We start from the raw sequence: 14,650 nt of genomic DNA, 5'->3' as shown, positions 1-14,650 counted from the left end.
CAGCCTTAGCCTCGCATTAGGAATTTTGTGTCTGCCCGTACGGTCAAGTCCGTGCGGTTTTTTGTGCAGCACGCTGTTGATAGGAAGAAGCCATGCCAAAACGCACCGACATCAAATCTATTCTGATCATCGGCGCAGGACCGATCATCATCGGTCAGGCATGTGAGTTCGATTATTCTGGCACGCAGGCCTGCAAGGCCCTGAAGGAGGAAGGCTACCGCGTCATCCTCGTCAATTCCAACCCGGCCACCATCATGACCGACCCGGAACTGGCCGATGCCACCTACATCGAGCCGATCACCCCGGAAGTCGTCGCCAAGATCATCGCCAAGGAGCGTCCGGACGCCCTGCTGCCGACCATGGGCGGCCAGACCGCGCTGAACACCGCCCTGTCGCTGCGCCGCATGGGCGTGCTCGAACGCTACAATGTCGAAATGATCGGCGCCAATGCCGAAGCCATCGACAAGGCCGAGGACCGCGCGCTGTTCCGCGAGGCCATGGCCAAGATCGGCCTGGAAACACCCAAATCCATGCTGGCCAATGCGACCGACGTGAAAAACCTCGACCGCCGCCTGCACAAGGAGCAGCGCGAAGTCGTCAAGGCCAAATATTCCGGCGCCGAACTTGATGCGGCGCTCGACAAGCTGGAAACCGAATGGCAGCTGGGCGAAGGCGACCGCAAGCAGCGCTACGTCTCGCACGCGCTCGGCATGGCCGGTGCGGCGCTCGACCATGTCGGCCTGCCCGCCATCATCCGCCCCTCCTTCACCATGGGCGGCACCGGCGGCGGCATTGCCTATAACCGCACTGAATTCTACGAGATCATCGGCAGCGGTCTCGATGCCTCGCCGACCACCGAAGTGCTGATCGAGGAATCGGTGCTCGGCTGGAAGGAATATGAAATGGAGGTCGTCCGCGACAAGGCGGACAACTGCATCATCATCTGCTCCATCGAGAACATCGATCCGATGGGCGTCCATACCGGTGACTCCATCACCGTTGCCCCGGCCTTGACCCTGACGGACAAGGAATACCAGATCATGCGCAACGCCTCGATTGCGGTGCTGCGCGAGATCGGCGTCGAGACCGGCGGTTCGAACGTGCAGTTCGCCGTCAATCCGGAAAACGGTCGCCTGATCGTCATTGAAATGAATCCGCGCGTGTCGCGCTCCTCGGCGCTGGCGTCCAAGGCTACCGGCTTTCCCATCGCCAAGATCGCGGCCAAGCTCGCCGTCGGCTACACGCTGGACGAACTGGAAAACGACATCACCGGCGGCGCCACCCCGGCCTCGTTCGAACCGTCCATCGACTATGTCGTCACCAAGATCCCGCGCTTTGCCTTCGAGAAATTCCCCGGCGCCGAACCGACGCTGACAACGGCGATGAAGTCCGTCGGCGAAGTCATGGCCATCGGCCGTACCTTCAAGGAATCGCTGCAGAAAGCCCTGCGCGGCCTTGAAACCGGTCTCACCGGTCTCGATGAAATCGCCATTCCCGGCCTTGGTGAAGGCAGCGACAACAATGCCATTCGCGCGGCCATCGGCACACCGACGCCGGACCGCCTGCGCATGGTGGCCCAGGCGCTGCGCCTCGGCCTTTCCGTCGAGGAAGTGCACGAGGGCTGCAAGATCGACCCATGGTTCCTGCAGCAGATGGCGGAAATCATCGCCACGGAAGAGCGCGTGCGCGAGCACGGCCTGCCGCAGGACGCACAGAACCTGCGCATGCTGAAGGGCATGGGCTTCTCCGATGCCCGCCTCGCCAGCCTGGCCAAGGTCGACCCCAACGAGGTGGTCAAGCTGCGCAAGAAGCTTGACGTGCACCCCGTTTTCAAGCGCATCGATACCTGCGCGGCCGAGTTCGCCTCGCCGACCGCCTATATGTACTCGACCTATGAAGTGCCCTTCGCCGGTGCCCTCGCCTCGGAAGCCCAGGTTTCCGACCGCAAGAAAGTCGTCATCCTCGGCGGCGGCCCCAACCGTATCGGCCAGGGCATCGAGTTCGATTATTGCTGCTGCCATGCCGCCTTCGCCCTGCGCGATGCCGGCTACGAAGCCATCATGATCAACTGCAACCCCGAGACGGTATCGACGGACTATGACACCTCGGACCGGTTGTACTTCGAGCCGCTGACCGCCGAAGACGTGCTGGAAATCCTGCGCGCCGAACAGACCGCCGGGACACTGCACGGCGTCATCGTCCAGTTCGGCGGCCAGACACCGCTCAAGCTCGCCGATGCGCTGGAGAAGGCCGGTATCCCGATTCTCGGCACCTCGCCGGATGCCATCGATCTGGCTGAGGATCGCGACCGCTTCCAGAAGCTGCTGATCAAGCTCGACCTGACGCAGCCGAAGAACGGCATCGCCTATTCCGTCGAACAGGCCCGCACCATTGCCGGTGAACTCGGTTTCCCCTTGGTGGTGCGCCCGTCCTATGTCCTGGGCGGTCGCGCCATGCAGATCATCCATGACGAGCGCGCCCTGCAGAGCTATCTGCTCGACACGGTTCCCGAACTCGTGCCGGAAGACATCAAGCAGAAATATCCGAACGACAAGACGGGCCAGATCAACACCCTGCTCGGCAAGAACCCGCTGCTGTTCGACCGTTATCTCAGCGAAGCCATCGAAGTCGATGTGGATTGCCTGTGCGACGGCAAGAACACCTGGGTTTCCGGCATCATGGAACATATCGAGGAAGCCGGCATTCACTCGGGCGACAGCGCCTGCTCGCTGCCGGTGCATTCGCTTTCGGCTGAGATCGTCGCCCAGCTCGAGGCAGAAACCGCCGCGCTGGCAAAATCGCTCAACGTCGTCGGCCTGATGAACGTGCAGTACGCCATCAAGGACGGCACGATCTATGTGCTTGAAGTCAACCCGCGCGCCTCGCGCACGGTACCCTTCGTTGCCAAGACCATCGGCAAGCCGATCGCCAAGATCGCCGCGCGCATCATGGCCGGTGAAACGCTGGACGAGGCGTTGGCCAATTATGGCGGCAAGCCATCGGGCACCGCGCGCAAGCACATCGCCGTCAAGGAAGCCGTCTTCCCCTTCGCCCGTTTCCCCGGCGTCGACATCCTGCTCGGACCGGAAATGCGCTCGACCGGCGAAGTGATGGGCCTCGACTACGACTACGCGCTGGCTTTCGCCAAGGCACAGCTCGGCGCCGGTGTCGACCTGCCGCGTGACGGCACCCTGTTCGTCTCGGTGCGCGACGAGGACAAGCAGCGCATTCTTGCGCCGGTCAAGCGGCTGGCGGATCTCGGCTTCAAGGTCCTGGCAACCGGCGGCACGGCGCGTTTCCTCGCGGAGAACGGCGTTGCTGCGCAGAAGATCAACAAGGTCCAGGAAGGCCGTCCGCATGTCGAGGACGCCATCCGCAACCGGCAGGTGCAGCTGGTGTTCAACACCACCGACAGCGCCAAGGCGATCTCGGACTCAAAATCGCTGCGCCGCGCCACGCTGATGCAGAAGGTGCCCTACTACACCACCCTGTCGGGTGCCGATGCGGTGGCCGAAGCCATTGCGGCGCTCAAGGCAGGCTCGCTCGAAGTGCGCCCGCTGCAGGATTATTTCTGACAATTGCTCCGGTCGCGGCCCATGCCGTGACCGGATTTTCCCTTACTCAGTTGGGCGTTCCCTCAGGATCGCCCTTTTGCAGCGCCTGCAGATAATCCTCGAGCCGGTCGAGGCTCTCGTCCCAGAAACGCCGGTAATGGTCGAGCCAGTCCGACACTTCGCGCAACGGCCCGGCTTCCAGGCGGCAGGGGCGCCACTGCGCCGCGCGGCCGCGGGCAATCAGCCCGGCCCGCTCCAGCACCTTCAGATGCTTTGAAACCGCAGGCATGCTCATATCGAACGGCGCCGCCAGTTCGGTGACGGAGGTTTCACCTTCGGCAAGTCGCGCCAGAATGGCGCGCCGCGTCGGATCGGCGAGCGCGGCCAGAATGCCACTGAGACGGTCAGGCGTCATATTTTTTACATTACCTATTGGTTAAATAACTAAATAGTTTAATATTGCAAAGTCCGGGCCTTGTCAAGATTCGGCACGCCGATGGTAACGGCAGCAAAGAGCGGAAACTAGACCCGCCGGAGCTTAGACAAAATGACCTGCATCCGCGATTGACCTCAACTTAAGTTCAGGTTTTATAAGCTTCACTCCGCCCGGAATCCATCCACTCAGGAGCACGCATGTTGACCGATATCGAACGACTTACAGACGCACAGTTTCTCCGGCTGTTTCAGGCAAAACGGTTTCTTGTGACAGGCGTGACGGGCAATGTCGGCCGGCACGTCGTCAATGAGCTGCTGGAAAACGGCTATCTCGTGCGGGCGCTCACCCGCGATGCGCAGCGCGCCAATCTGCCTGAAGGCGTCGAGGTGGTCGAGGGCGACCTGACGCGGCCGGAAACATTCGAACGGGCGCTTGCCGGCGTGGCGGGCATGCATCTCATTACCATCGGCGGCGACGATTACACGCCTCTCGACAACGGCGCCGAGATTGTCCAGCTGGCGCGCTGGGAGGGCGTGCAGCGCATCAGCGTGCTCAGCGACGGGCGGGCCGGAAGCGTCGAGGAGGCCGTCAGGACGAGTGATCTGGAATGGACCATCCTGCAGCCCGTCGATCTCATGTCCAACACGCTCGGCTGGATCAAGAGCATCAAGTCAGCCAATATCGTGCGCGAGCCCTATGGCAGCACGGCAAGAACTCTCATCCACGAGGCGGATGTGGCAGCGGTCGCCGCCCGGATTCTCAGCCATGGCGGCCACGCCCGCAAGACCCTCAAGCTGACGGGCTGCGAAGTCCTGACCATACCGGACAAGATCAAGGCGATCAGCGCCGCCACCGGCAAGCCGATCCGCTATGTCGAGGTGAGCGAGGAGCACACGCGGCAATCCATGCGTGAACTCGGCATTGGCGAAGACGTCATCGACTATGTGGTGGCGTGGAACAGCAATCCGCCGCCGGAAGGGCGCGCCGTCACGGGAAGCGTCCAGCAGGTCATCGGCCGCCCGCCCCGCCGCTTCAGCCACTGGGTCAAGGAGCATGCCCCGCTGTTCATGTGAGGGAATGGCAAGACGGCATGTTATTGGTGCGTGCCTGGTGCGTGGTTCGACAAGCTCACCATGAGGAAGGTGGTTTGGTGCAAGATCAATCACAAACGTTGCGGAACGGTGCTCCCTGCAGCCCGCCCACGTCCCTCATGGTGAGCTTGTCGAACCACGCGCTATAAATCGCGCAGCGGTAAAGCGCCTAGACGCCGCTCAGGCCTTCCGCTTCCATGCCGTGGCCGCTGGGATCGCTGACAAAGTGCAGCACCTTGGAAAAGACGTGGTTGCTCATGTCCTCGCGCCCGATATGCACCACGGTGGACTTGGCGAGCTTGTCGCGCAGCACGGCCATCACCCGGTCATGCGCGCCCGCTTCCATGGCATCCAGCGCCTCGTCGATGACCACCCAGTCCGGCTTGTGCAGCATCAGGCGGGCAAAGGCCAGGGATTGCTGCTCGTCGTCGCTCAGTTCGCGGTCCCAGCGCGAGCGGAAGTCGAGCATGGTCTTGAGACGGTCCAGACCGAGCTCATGCAGCGCTGAAATGAGCTCGCTGTCGGGAAAGGCCCCCTTCCCAAGCGGATAGGACATGACCTCCCGCAGGCTGCCAGGCGGAAAATAGGGCGAGCGCGGCATATAGAGGATCGCCGTGTCTTTCGGCAGGGCAATATTGCCGGCACCCCATGGCCACAGACCGGCAATCGCACGGAAAAGCAGCGTCCTGTCTATGCCGGGTTCGCTGGTGATCAGCACCCGTTCGCCCGCATTGACGACCGCCTTTTTCTCCTTCAGGCGCACGGTTGCCAGCGGTGCCGTGATCTTGAGCGTATCGAAAACAAGCTGGTTGCCTTCCGACTGGGAAAACTTGATGCGCTGCTCGACGCTGTTCAGCGTGTCCATCGACTGGACCGCCTGCCGGAATGACGTCACGCGCAAGAGCGTGGCGCGCCAGTCGGCAATGGCGCTGAAATTGTCGACGAACCATTTGAGCGATGCCTGGACCTGATTGAAGGCGCCGACGGCAATGATCAGACCGCCGAATGACAGGTTACCGGCAAAATACACGGGCGCGGCCACCAGATAGGGGGCGACCTGCGTGAACCAGCCATAGCCGGAGGTCACCCATACGAGCTGCGTCCAGGCCGTTACCAGCTGGCGGATCGCGGCGAGCAGCGAATCGACATCCAGACCAAGCCGGACCTTTTCATCCTGTTCGCCCCGGTAGAGCGCAATCGCATCGATATGCTCGTTGACGCGCATCAGCGAAAAGCGCAGGTCGGATTCACGCTGGTAGCGGTCCGCATTGAGCTTGATCAGCTTGCGCCCGACAAACCAGCTGATGGACGAAGCGGAACCGGCATAGAGGATGGCCGCCCACACCATGTAGCCCGGAATGGAAAAGCTGTGGCCGTAGACGTTGAAGATGAAGCCGCTGGACAGCCCCCAGAGCACGCCGATGAAGCTCATCATCAAAATGGAGGCCTGCAACAGGCCGAAACCGAGGTCGGTCGACATTTCGGCGAGATGGCGTGCATCCTCGTGCAGACGCTGATCGGGATTGACGCCGATTGGCCCGGAATTCGACAGCTTGAAGGCCCGCCGGGGAACCAGCCACTCGCCGATGAGATCGCGGGTCAGACCTTCGCGCAGTTTCATGCGGGTCATCTGATTGAACCAGGTCTGCCCGACGGCCAGAATCAACAGGCAGATGGCGATTCCCAGAAAAACCAGCAATTCGTTGAGAAACGCGGTGAAATCGCGATGGGAAAGCGCATCGAGAAAGCGCCCGTTCCATTGCACCAGACGAACCTGGCCGGCGGAGGTGATGATGATGATGGCAAACATGCTGAGCAGCAGCAGGACGAGCCGGTTGCGGACGGGTGATATCCAGTAGACATGCAAGATAACGCGGAGCTGAGAAAGCAGGCCCGCCTGTACTTCGCCGGCAACGGCGATGGCGGACGTCTTGCTCTGTTTGTCTTCCGCCATGAGCTAGCCCCCGTGGACGACCGTGATTCGGCCTCTCCACTTTATCATTGTTGGTTGGATTGCACCGGATAAAGCGCCGGATTTACCCAAGGGAAGTAAGGCTGAATTCCGCCCGGTCAACGGCGCGCGCGTGACGGGCACATGTGGCTGATTTGAATCCCGCTTGTTTCGGCTCCGATTCTGTCTTATGTATCCCGCATCGATTTATCGGTCGAGTGACTTTGCGACCTGCGTAACCCGTTGCGCTTCCTGATGAACTCCATTGCATAGGTTCGATTCCCTGGGCAGCATAGCTGTATGTTGCCTGTCTTATATCTCTGAAAGGAATTTCCCATGGCTACGGGAACAGTGAAATGGTTCAACAGCACTAAGGGCTATGGTTTCATCCAGCCTGACACCGGCGGTGCAGACGTATTCGTACACATCTCCGCTGTTGAGCGCGCAGGACTGCGCGGCCTCAATGACGGCCAGAAGGTCAACTACGAAATCGTACAGGATCGTCGTTCGGGCAAGTCGTCCGCTGACAACCTCAGCGTTGCCGGCTAATCGCCGCACGCGAAAATCGACAGGTTTTCGAATATACAAATTTGGAAAGGCGGGATTTTGATCCCGCCTTTTTGCATTTCCGGGCTGGCTCAGACGATATCGCTTTCGGAGTAGTCAGCCACCAGTTGCAGCATGGCGCGCAAACCGACGATGAGGCCGCTTTCATCGACCAGGAAGAGATCGGAGTGGTTGGCCGGCGCTTCCCGCGGGTCCCGCCCCTTGCCCGTGATCCCGACCCTGAAGAAAAAGCCGGGAACGGCCTGCGCGAAATAGGAGAAGTCCTCGCCACCCATGCCGCGCTCGATCAGCTTCGTGTTGTCTATCCCGGCAACACGGGCAAGCGTCGGGGCCATCCTGGTTGTCAGCTCCGGGTTGTTGATGACGGGCGGATAGCCGTTCGCCTCCCAGATAACCTCTGCCTCACCCCCCATTCCCTTGGCGACCAGCGTCGCCAGTTCGGTGAAGCGCTCCATCATATGTTGGCGTTGCCGCTCGACCGAGGTGCGCAGCGTGCCTGCCAGCTCCACCTTGGCAGGGATGATGTTGTAGCGTGTCCCGCCTTTGAACACGCCAACGCTGAGAACCGCCGGCTCGCGCACGACATCGGTTTCACGGCTGACCAGCGTCTGCATGGACGACACGATTTCCGATGCGATGACGATGGGATCAACACCACTCCAGGGAGACCCGGCATGCGTCTGCTTGCCTTTTACCGTCAGCCGAAAAGCATCGGACCCTGCAGAGACAGGACCGGAACAATAACCAACCATTCCGGCAGCAAGATTGCTGCCCACATGCAGGCCAAACACAACATCGGGTTTCGGATCAGCGAAGGCGCCCTCTTCCAGCATCTTTCGAGCGCCGCCGATCTCACCCCTGGGCAGTTTCTCTTCGGCAGGCTGGAACAGCAGCTTCACCGCTCCCTTGAGATGTGCCTTGTTCCGCGCGAGGATTTCAGCGGCGGCCATCAGAATGGCCACGTGGCAATCATGACCGCAGGCATGCATGACAGGCACGTCATCACCATCCCAGATTGCCCGCGCCTTGGATGCAAACGACACATCGGTCTTTTCTTCGACAGGCAGGGCGTCCATATCGGCACGCAGGGCAATGACCGGACCCGCCCCCGCCTCACCTTTCAAAACCGCAACAATGCCGGTGGTGGCGACCTTCTCCCGGACGTCATAGCCAAGCGCCTTCAGGTGCTGCGCCACGAGCGCCGAGGTGCGGACCTCCTGGTTGCCCAGTTCCGGATTTTCATGGATATCGCGCCGCCAGGCAATCATCCGCTCTTCGATGTCATGCGCCTGCGTATCGAAGACGCCATGGATCTTTCGAGCCGGGGCGGGCTCAATATTCAATGCGGCGTGAAGTGGTGAGACGCCCAGCGCGAACAATCCGCAACAGGCACATAGGGTCTTGAGGAACTGACGGCGCTCAAGCACGTCATCAATGGCTTCGGCTACAAATCGCTGCGGTGAAGAAGACTTTGCGGGCGTGAATAATTTCATGGCAATCGACCTTCGTGCTGAAAATGAGAGGCAATAAAAATTCGTTTCAAATGCAATAAAACACGATGGTACCCCAACCCGCGGCGCTGTCAAGAACGGAGCCTGGCCATTGGCAGAATGAAACCATCCCCCTGCAACCGTTCGTTCAAGATATTCACCGCACACAATCGGCAGGCTCGGATCGAGCCTGCCGATTGTGAATCTCGGCGTCCTCAGCCGATCTCGACGACCACCTTGCCGAACGGTCCGCGGTCCAGATGATCGAGCGCGTCGGTAAAATCCGCCATGGTGTAAACGGCATCGACGACGGGGGTAACACCCGACAGTTCGAACGCGGCAACCAGATCCTCCAATGCCCGCCGGTGCCCGACCTGAATGCCCTCGACAACCACGCGCTTGCGGGCAAACGGGCCAAAGCCGCCGGATATCTCAAAGCCGTCGATCACCCCGATCAGCGAAATGCGTCCGCCGACCGCCGCCGCGCGCAGGGACTTGTCGAGATGGGCGCCGCCGATCGTCTCAAGGATGTGGTCGGCGCCGCGATCGCCGGTCAGCCGGTAGACGGCTTCGACCCAATCCTCCTTCTGGCGGTTGATCCCATGATGGGCACCGAGTTCCCTGGCCCAGGCGAGTTTCTTGTCGTCGCCGGAGACAACGATAACATTCGCCCCGTGCATCAGCGCAATCTGCATGCCGAAGATCGACACGCCGCCGGTTCCGATGACAACCACGGTCTGCCCGGCCCTGAGCCTGCCGCGTTCGACCAGGGCGGTCCATGCGGTGAGGCCGGCGCAGGGCAGCGTGCTGGACTGGAGACCGGTCAGCGTGTCCGGCGCCCGAACCGCCCAGTCCTCGTGCAGCACGACATATTCGGCCAGAACCCCCTGCATCGGCCCGCCAAGGGTGCGGCCATTGGGATCGCGCGCCGTGCCGGGACCACTGCCATCGATCCAGTCGGGCAGGAAGGTCGAGATGACGCGGTCACCCGCGGCAAAGCGCGTCACACCGGCGCCGACCGCCGCAACCGTGCCGGACAGATCCGACAGCGGCGTGAGCGGTTCCGTCTGGGGCGCCGGCAATCCAAAGCCGAGATCGACCAGCAGCTTGTCGCGGTAGTTGAGGGAAGCCGCCGCGGCCTTGACCAGAATTTCACCGGGCCCGGGCGTTGGCACTTCGGCCTCGACCAGTTTGAGATTGTCGCGTCCGGCCCCATTCAGCGTCCAGCGTTTCATCGTCTTCGTCATCATCTCTGTCCTTGCATGCCCCGTCAGCCGGGGTGAGAACAGCGTTTTATATGATCGCAGTACGATGCAGTTGCGCCCATTCCACCCATTATTGTATCGTTCCATTCTACAATGGAGCGAAGAATGGACCGGCTTGCGGGTATTCAGGAGTTTGTCACGGTGGTGGATGCCGGCGGCTTTTCCGCCGCCGCGCAAAAACTGCACCTGTCGCGCTCGGCCGTCGGCAAGGCGGTCGCCCGGCTGGAGGAGCGGCTTGGCGTGCGTCTCTGCCATCGCACCACGCGGGCGTTCACGCTGACGAGCGACGGCAACGCCTTCTACGCGCATTGCGTGCGCATCCTGGCGGAACTCGACATAGCGGAAGGTGCCCTGGCCTCCGACAGGGAACAACCGGCTGGCCGCCTGCGCATCAGCGTTCCCGTGATATTCGGCCGTTACTGCGTGGCGCCCGTCATCGCCGACCTCTCCCGCCAATACGCGGCGTTGCGCTTCGACGTGTCTTTCACCGACCGGCCGGTGGACCTGATCGAGGAAGGCTATGACCTCGTCGTCCGCAACGCGGTCCTGCCCGACAGCGCCGTCCTCACCGCCCGCCGCATCGCACGCCAGCGCATGACCATCTGTGCAGCGCCGTCCTATCTCGCCGCACGCGGAACCCCGCGCACCATCGGGGATATCGCCGGGCACGACTCCATCGTCTATGGCCGCGACGGCAACACCCGGCCCTGGCTTTTCCCCGATGGCAAGGGCGGTACTTATGCGGCCCCGGCCCGCACCCGGCTGATCCTCGATGATCTGGATACCGCCGCCGATATGGCGGTCGCGGGCATGGGGCTCGCCTGGCTGCCCTGCTGGCTCATTCGCGAACGGGTGCACAGCGGCAGCCTTGTCCGGGTTCTGCCCGACGTCGAACCGCTGGTTTTCGACACCTATGCCGTCTGGCCGCGGGCGCCCTTCATGCCGGCGCGCATGCGGGTGCTCATCGACGCCCTCGCCTCCCGCCTGCCCGGCATGACCGGCACGGACGGCGAAATCAAATCAGCCGCCTGACGCCTCCGGCAGCCAGGTGATCGGCACGTGTCCCTCGTCACCGGCAACCCGGCTCAGCCATTTCGCCACGGACGGATAGGCCGAGAGATCATAACCGCCCTGGTTGGCCTCGTGGGTATAGGCATAGAGCGCGATGTCGGCGATGCTGATGGCGTCACCGGCGAAATAGGGCGTCTTCTGCAGCTGCTGTTCCATGACGAGCAGCGCCTTGTTGCCGCCTTCCAGCGTGGCCGCCAGCCGTTCCGGCGTCGCATCCTTCGCCCGTTCGGGATAGACAAGCAGGGCGCGGCGCACCGCGATATTGGGTTCGTGCGTATATTGTTCGAAGAACAGCCATTGATACATCAGGCCGCGCGCATAGGCATCGCCTGGGATAAACCGGGTTCCCTCGGCCAGATAGAGCAGGATGGCGTTGGACTCCGCCAGGAACCGGCCATCGTCAAGCTCCAGCAGCGGCACCTTGCCATTGGGGTTCTTGGCGGTGAATTCCGGTTTTCGCGTCGAACCGTCCGTCGATGAAATGGCCACATGCTCGAACGGCAGGCCGAGCTTCGCCATCAGCAGGCGCGGCTTGTAGCAATTTCCGGAGCTGAGCTGCGAGTAAAGTATCGGCATGGCTGGTCTCCTGTGGCGGGCGAATATCGCCGCTGGTGTCCGGTCTCATCGGTTTGCGTGAAACATCGCATGAACGGCGGTGATGCTTTGAATGTTTCATGTCACACCCTGCATAGAAACAGCGCGATGTGAAGCCTTTTGCGCACGCTTTTGCTTGCGATTCCGCGCCTGTTGCGACATAGCAGACCCGCACACCGGCTACCCCTTGTCAAACACCCGCTTCAGGAGAACGATACCATGGCATTCCTCGCCGACGCCCTTTCCCGTGTGAAGGTTTCCGCAACGATTGCGATCACCCAGAAAGCACGCGATCTGAAAGCCGAGGGCCGGGATGTGATCTCGCTCTCCGTTGGCGAACCGGATTTTGATACGCCCGACAACATCAAGGAAGCCGCCATTGCCGCCATCCGCCGCGGCGAAACCAAGTATACCCCGGTTTCCGGCATCGTGCCGCTGCGCGAGGCGATCACCCGCAAGTTCAAGCGCGAGAACGAGCTGGAATACAAGCCGAGCCAGACCATCGTCTCCACCGGCGGCAAGCACGTCATCTACAACGCGCTGCTCGCCACGCTCAATCCCGGCGACGAAGTCATCTGCGTTGCGCCATACTGGGTGAGCTACCCGGAAATGGTGGCGCTGTGCGGCGGCACGCCGGTCATCGTCTCGGCCACGCAGCAGCATGAGTTCAAGCTGCAGCCGGAAGATCTGGAACGCGCCATCACGCCGAAGACCAAGTGGGTCATTCTCAATTCGCCGTCCAATCCTTCGGGCGCCGCCTACAGCTGGGATGAGCTGAAGAAGATCACCGACGTTCTCGTCCGTCATCCGCATGTCTGGGTTCTCACCGACGACATGTACGAACACCTGACCTATGGCGACTTCAAGTTCGTCACCCCGGCACAGGTCGAGCCGAGCCTCTATGACCGCACGCTGACCATGAACGGCGTGTCGAAAGCCTATGCCATGACCGGCTGGCGCATCGGCTACGCCGCCGGACCGCAGGCGCTGATCAACGCCATGGACATGGTGCAGGGTCAGCAGACATCCGGCACCAGCGCGATTTCGCAGTGGGCCGCCGTCGAGGCACTGGATGGTACGCAGGAACACCTGCCGGTGTTCAAGAAGGCGTTCGAAGGCCGCCGCGATCTCATCGTTTCCATGCTGAACCAGGCGCCGCTGCTGCAGTGCCCCAAGCCGGAAGGCGCCTTCTACGTCTACCCGTCCTGCGCAGCCGCCATCGGCAAGACAGCGCCGTCGGGCAAGGTGATCGAAACCGACGAGGATTTTGTCAGCGAATTGCTGTCGAGCGAAGCCGTTGCCGCCGTGCATGGCTCGGCGTTCGGCCTTGGACCGAACCTGCGCATTTCCTATGCGACGTCGGATGCCAAGCTCGAGGAAGCCGGCAAGCGCATCCAGCGCTTCTGCGCCAGCCTGCGCTGATCGCACAACCGGATTGAAGACAAAAAGGGGCCCATCGGCCCCTTTTTCTTTGCGGCAAAGGCTTCACGGCTTTGTGTTGATCGTTCTTGCACGGAAATGGCATATTTCCACCGCAACGCCGCAGAGATGAAAGAACAGTTATGGCCGCCATTCACCGCAAGCCCGCCTGGGCGATAGCCGAAGCCCTGGCAACCCCGGAGGCGGCATTCCTCAACCGGCGGTCGATCCTGCAGGCCTGGGGGCTTGGTGCGCTGGCAACCGCTGCGCTCACGGCACTGCCAAAGGCAGCGCGCGCCGCAGCGGAGCATAAACCCGCCGGCAACCCGGCGCTCTATCCGGCCAGACGCAATGACGCCTATACGCTCGACCGCAGCCTGACACCGGAAGAGATCAACGCGACATACAACAATTTCTACGAATTCGGATCGGACAAGGGCATTTATGCGGAAGCGCAGAGCCTCATCACCAATCCCTGGGCGATCAACATCGATGGCATGGTGGAAAAACCTTTCACCATCGAATTTGCCGATCTTGAAGCAAAAATCCCGCTGGAGGAGCGTCTCTATCGCCATCGCTGTGTCGAGGCATGGTCGATGACCATCCCATGGACCGGCTTTTCCCTGTCCAGACTGGTTGAGATGGCAAAGCCGCTTGCCTCGGCCACATACATCCGCTTTGAGACCTTCAACGATCCGTCCATGGCCAGCGGCCAGAACGGCTTTCTCTATACATGGCCTTACGTAGAAGGTGTCACCATGGCGGAAGCGGCCAATGAGCTCGCCTTCCTGGTGACGGGCGCCTATGGCAAGCCCCTGCTCAACCAGTTCGGCGCGCCGATCCGCCTCGCTTTGCCGTGGAAATACGGGTTCAAGTCGATCAAGTCGATCCGCAGGATCACCTTCACCGACAAGCGGCCGGTAAGTTTCTGGGAGGAACTGGCGTCGAACGAGTACGGTTTCTGGGCCAACGTCAATCCGGCGGTGGCACACCCGCGCTGGAGCCAGGCGCAGGAGCGCGTGCTGCACACGGGTGAAACCGTGCCGACGCTGTTGTTCAATGGTTATGGCGATCAGGTCGCGTCCCTCTACACGGGGCTCGAAAACGAAACGCTCTATCGCTGATTTTTTGGAAACATACCCCAGAAAAGAAAAGAGGCCGGACAATTGCCCGGCCTTAAGTTTTGAAGGATGCCATTTCTGGCAAAACCTC

Annotated in this window: 11 protein-coding genes; 6 read left to right on the top strand and 5 right to left on the bottom strand. The window is 61.4% G+C overall.

Going from position 1 to position 14,650, the window contains the following annotated elements; all coding sequences use genetic code 11:
* Window positions 1–92: 92 nt before the first annotated feature.
* Window positions 93–3,575 (top strand): carbamoyl-phosphate synthase large subunit, encoded by a 3,483-nt coding sequence (carB, locus tag ACZ25R_RS08250; protein WP_472460684.1) that lies wholly within the window; start codon window positions 93–95, stop codon window positions 3,573–3,575.
* 46 nt (window positions 3,576–3,621) lie between these two features.
* Here the strand turns inward: carB and ACZ25R_RS08245 are convergent, their stop codons facing one another.
* A complete protein-coding gene (locus ACZ25R_RS08245) occupies window positions 3,622–3,969 on the bottom strand; it encodes an ArsR/SmtB family transcription factor (protein ID WP_223612626.1) in 348 nt (115 codons plus the stop codon).
* 218 nt (window positions 3,970–4,187) lie between these two features.
* Between ACZ25R_RS08245 and ACZ25R_RS08240 the strand changes: the two genes are divergently transcribed.
* Window positions 4,188–5,063: an NAD(P)H-binding protein gene (locus ACZ25R_RS08240; RefSeq protein WP_472460683.1), complete on the top strand. Its 876-nt coding sequence runs from the start codon at window positions 4,188–4,190 to the stop codon at window positions 5,061–5,063.
* A gap of 187 nt (window positions 5,064–5,250) precedes the next feature.
* Here the strand turns inward: ACZ25R_RS08240 and ACZ25R_RS08235 are convergent, their stop codons facing one another.
* Window positions 5,251–7,035 (bottom strand): ABC transporter ATP-binding protein/permease, encoded by a 1,785-nt coding sequence (locus tag ACZ25R_RS08235; protein ID WP_472460682.1) that lies wholly within the window; start codon window positions 7,033–7,035, stop codon window positions 5,251–5,253.
* Window positions 7,036–7,368: 333 nt separating this feature from the next.
* On the opposite strand from ACZ25R_RS08235, the gene ACZ25R_RS08230 reads away from it, so the two are divergent.
* Complete coding sequence (locus ACZ25R_RS08230; protein WP_027233379.1) at window positions 7,369–7,581, top strand: cold-shock protein; 213 nt, start codon at window positions 7,369–7,371, stop codon at window positions 7,579–7,581.
* 89 nt (window positions 7,582–7,670) lie between these two features.
* Here the strand turns inward: ACZ25R_RS08230 and ACZ25R_RS08225 are convergent, their stop codons facing one another.
* Both ACZ25R_RS08225 and ACZ25R_RS08220 read right to left on the bottom strand, forming a co-directional pair.
* A complete protein-coding gene (locus ACZ25R_RS08225) occupies window positions 7,671–9,092 on the bottom strand; it encodes an amidohydrolase (protein WP_472460681.1) in 1,422 nt (473 codons plus the stop codon).
* 212 nt (window positions 9,093–9,304) lie between these two features.
* Complete coding sequence (locus ACZ25R_RS08220; RefSeq protein WP_472460680.1) at window positions 9,305–10,336, bottom strand: zinc-dependent alcohol dehydrogenase family protein; 1,032 nt, start codon at window positions 10,334–10,336, stop codon at window positions 9,305–9,307.
* A gap of 123 nt (window positions 10,337–10,459) precedes the next feature.
* Between ACZ25R_RS08220 and ACZ25R_RS08215 the strand changes: the two genes are divergently transcribed.
* Window positions 10,460–11,386: a LysR family transcriptional regulator gene (locus tag ACZ25R_RS08215; RefSeq protein ID WP_472460679.1), complete on the top strand. Its 927-nt coding sequence runs from the start codon at window positions 10,460–10,462 to the stop codon at window positions 11,384–11,386.
* Here the strand turns inward: ACZ25R_RS08215 and ACZ25R_RS08210 are convergent.
* A complete protein-coding gene (locus ACZ25R_RS08210; RefSeq protein WP_472460678.1) occupies window positions 11,375–12,001 on the bottom strand; it encodes a glutathione S-transferase family protein in 627 nt (208 codons plus the stop codon). The two genes, ACZ25R_RS08215 and ACZ25R_RS08210, sit on opposite strands and share 12 nt — an antisense overlap.
* A gap of 237 nt (window positions 12,002–12,238) precedes the next feature.
* Here ACZ25R_RS08210 and ACZ25R_RS08205 point away from each other — a divergent pair, with 237 nt between their 5' ends.
* Together ACZ25R_RS08205 and msrP are read left to right on the top strand one after the other, a co-directional pair.
* A complete protein-coding gene (locus ACZ25R_RS08205) occupies window positions 12,239–13,441 on the top strand; it encodes a pyridoxal phosphate-dependent aminotransferase (RefSeq protein WP_288193566.1) in 1,203 nt (400 codons plus the stop codon).
* Between the two features lie 140 nt (window positions 13,442–13,581).
* The gene (msrP, locus tag ACZ25R_RS08200) at window positions 13,582–14,562 is read left to right on the top strand and encodes a protein-methionine-sulfoxide reductase catalytic subunit MsrP (protein WP_472460677.1); all 981 of its coding nucleotides are present in this window, start codon (window positions 13,582–13,584) and stop codon (window positions 14,560–14,562) included.
* Window positions 14,563–14,650: the final 88 nt, after the last annotated feature.

Source organism: Phyllobacterium sp. RCAM01083 (assembly GCF_055685835.1).
This window is presented reverse-complemented; position numbering and strand designations above follow the sequence as displayed.

What these genes read in the sequence shown, in the direction of transcription:
- carB (WP_472460684.1), top strand. Translation starts at nt 93, where the DNA reads ATGCCAAAACGCACCGACATCAAATCTATTCTGATCATCGGCGCAGGA.
- ACZ25R_RS08245 (WP_223612626.1), bottom strand. Translation starts at nt 3,969, where the DNA reads ATGACGCCTGACCGTCTCAGTGGCATTCTGGCCGCGCTCGCCGATCCG.
- ACZ25R_RS08240 (WP_472460683.1), top strand. Translation starts at nt 4,188, where the DNA reads ATGTTGACCGATATCGAACGACTTACAGACGCACAGTTTCTCCGGCTG.
- ACZ25R_RS08235 (WP_472460682.1), bottom strand. Translation starts at nt 7,035, where the DNA reads ATGGCGGAAGACAAACAGAGCAAGACGTCCGCCATCGCCGTTGCCGGC.
- ACZ25R_RS08230 (WP_027233379.1), top strand. Translation starts at nt 7,369, where the DNA reads ATGGCTACGGGAACAGTGAAATGGTTCAACAGCACTAAGGGCTATGGT.
- ACZ25R_RS08225 (WP_472460681.1), bottom strand. Translation starts at nt 9,092, where the DNA reads ATGAAATTATTCACGCCCGCAAAGTCTTCTTCACCGCAGCGATTTGTA.
- ACZ25R_RS08220 (WP_472460680.1), bottom strand. Translation starts at nt 10,336, where the DNA reads ATGACGAAGACGATGAAACGCTGGACGCTGAATGGGGCCGGACGCGAC.
- ACZ25R_RS08215 (WP_472460679.1), top strand. Translation starts at nt 10,460, where the DNA reads ATGGACCGGCTTGCGGGTATTCAGGAGTTTGTCACGGTGGTGGATGCC.
- ACZ25R_RS08210 (WP_472460678.1), bottom strand. Translation starts at nt 12,001, where the DNA reads ATGCCGATACTTTACTCGCAGCTCAGCTCCGGAAATTGCTACAAGCCG.
- ACZ25R_RS08205 (WP_288193566.1), top strand. Translation starts at nt 12,239, where the DNA reads ATGGCATTCCTCGCCGACGCCCTTTCCCGTGTGAAGGTTTCCGCAACG.
- msrP (WP_472460677.1), top strand. Translation starts at nt 13,582, where the DNA reads ATGGCCGCCATTCACCGCAAGCCCGCCTGGGCGATAGCCGAAGCCCTG.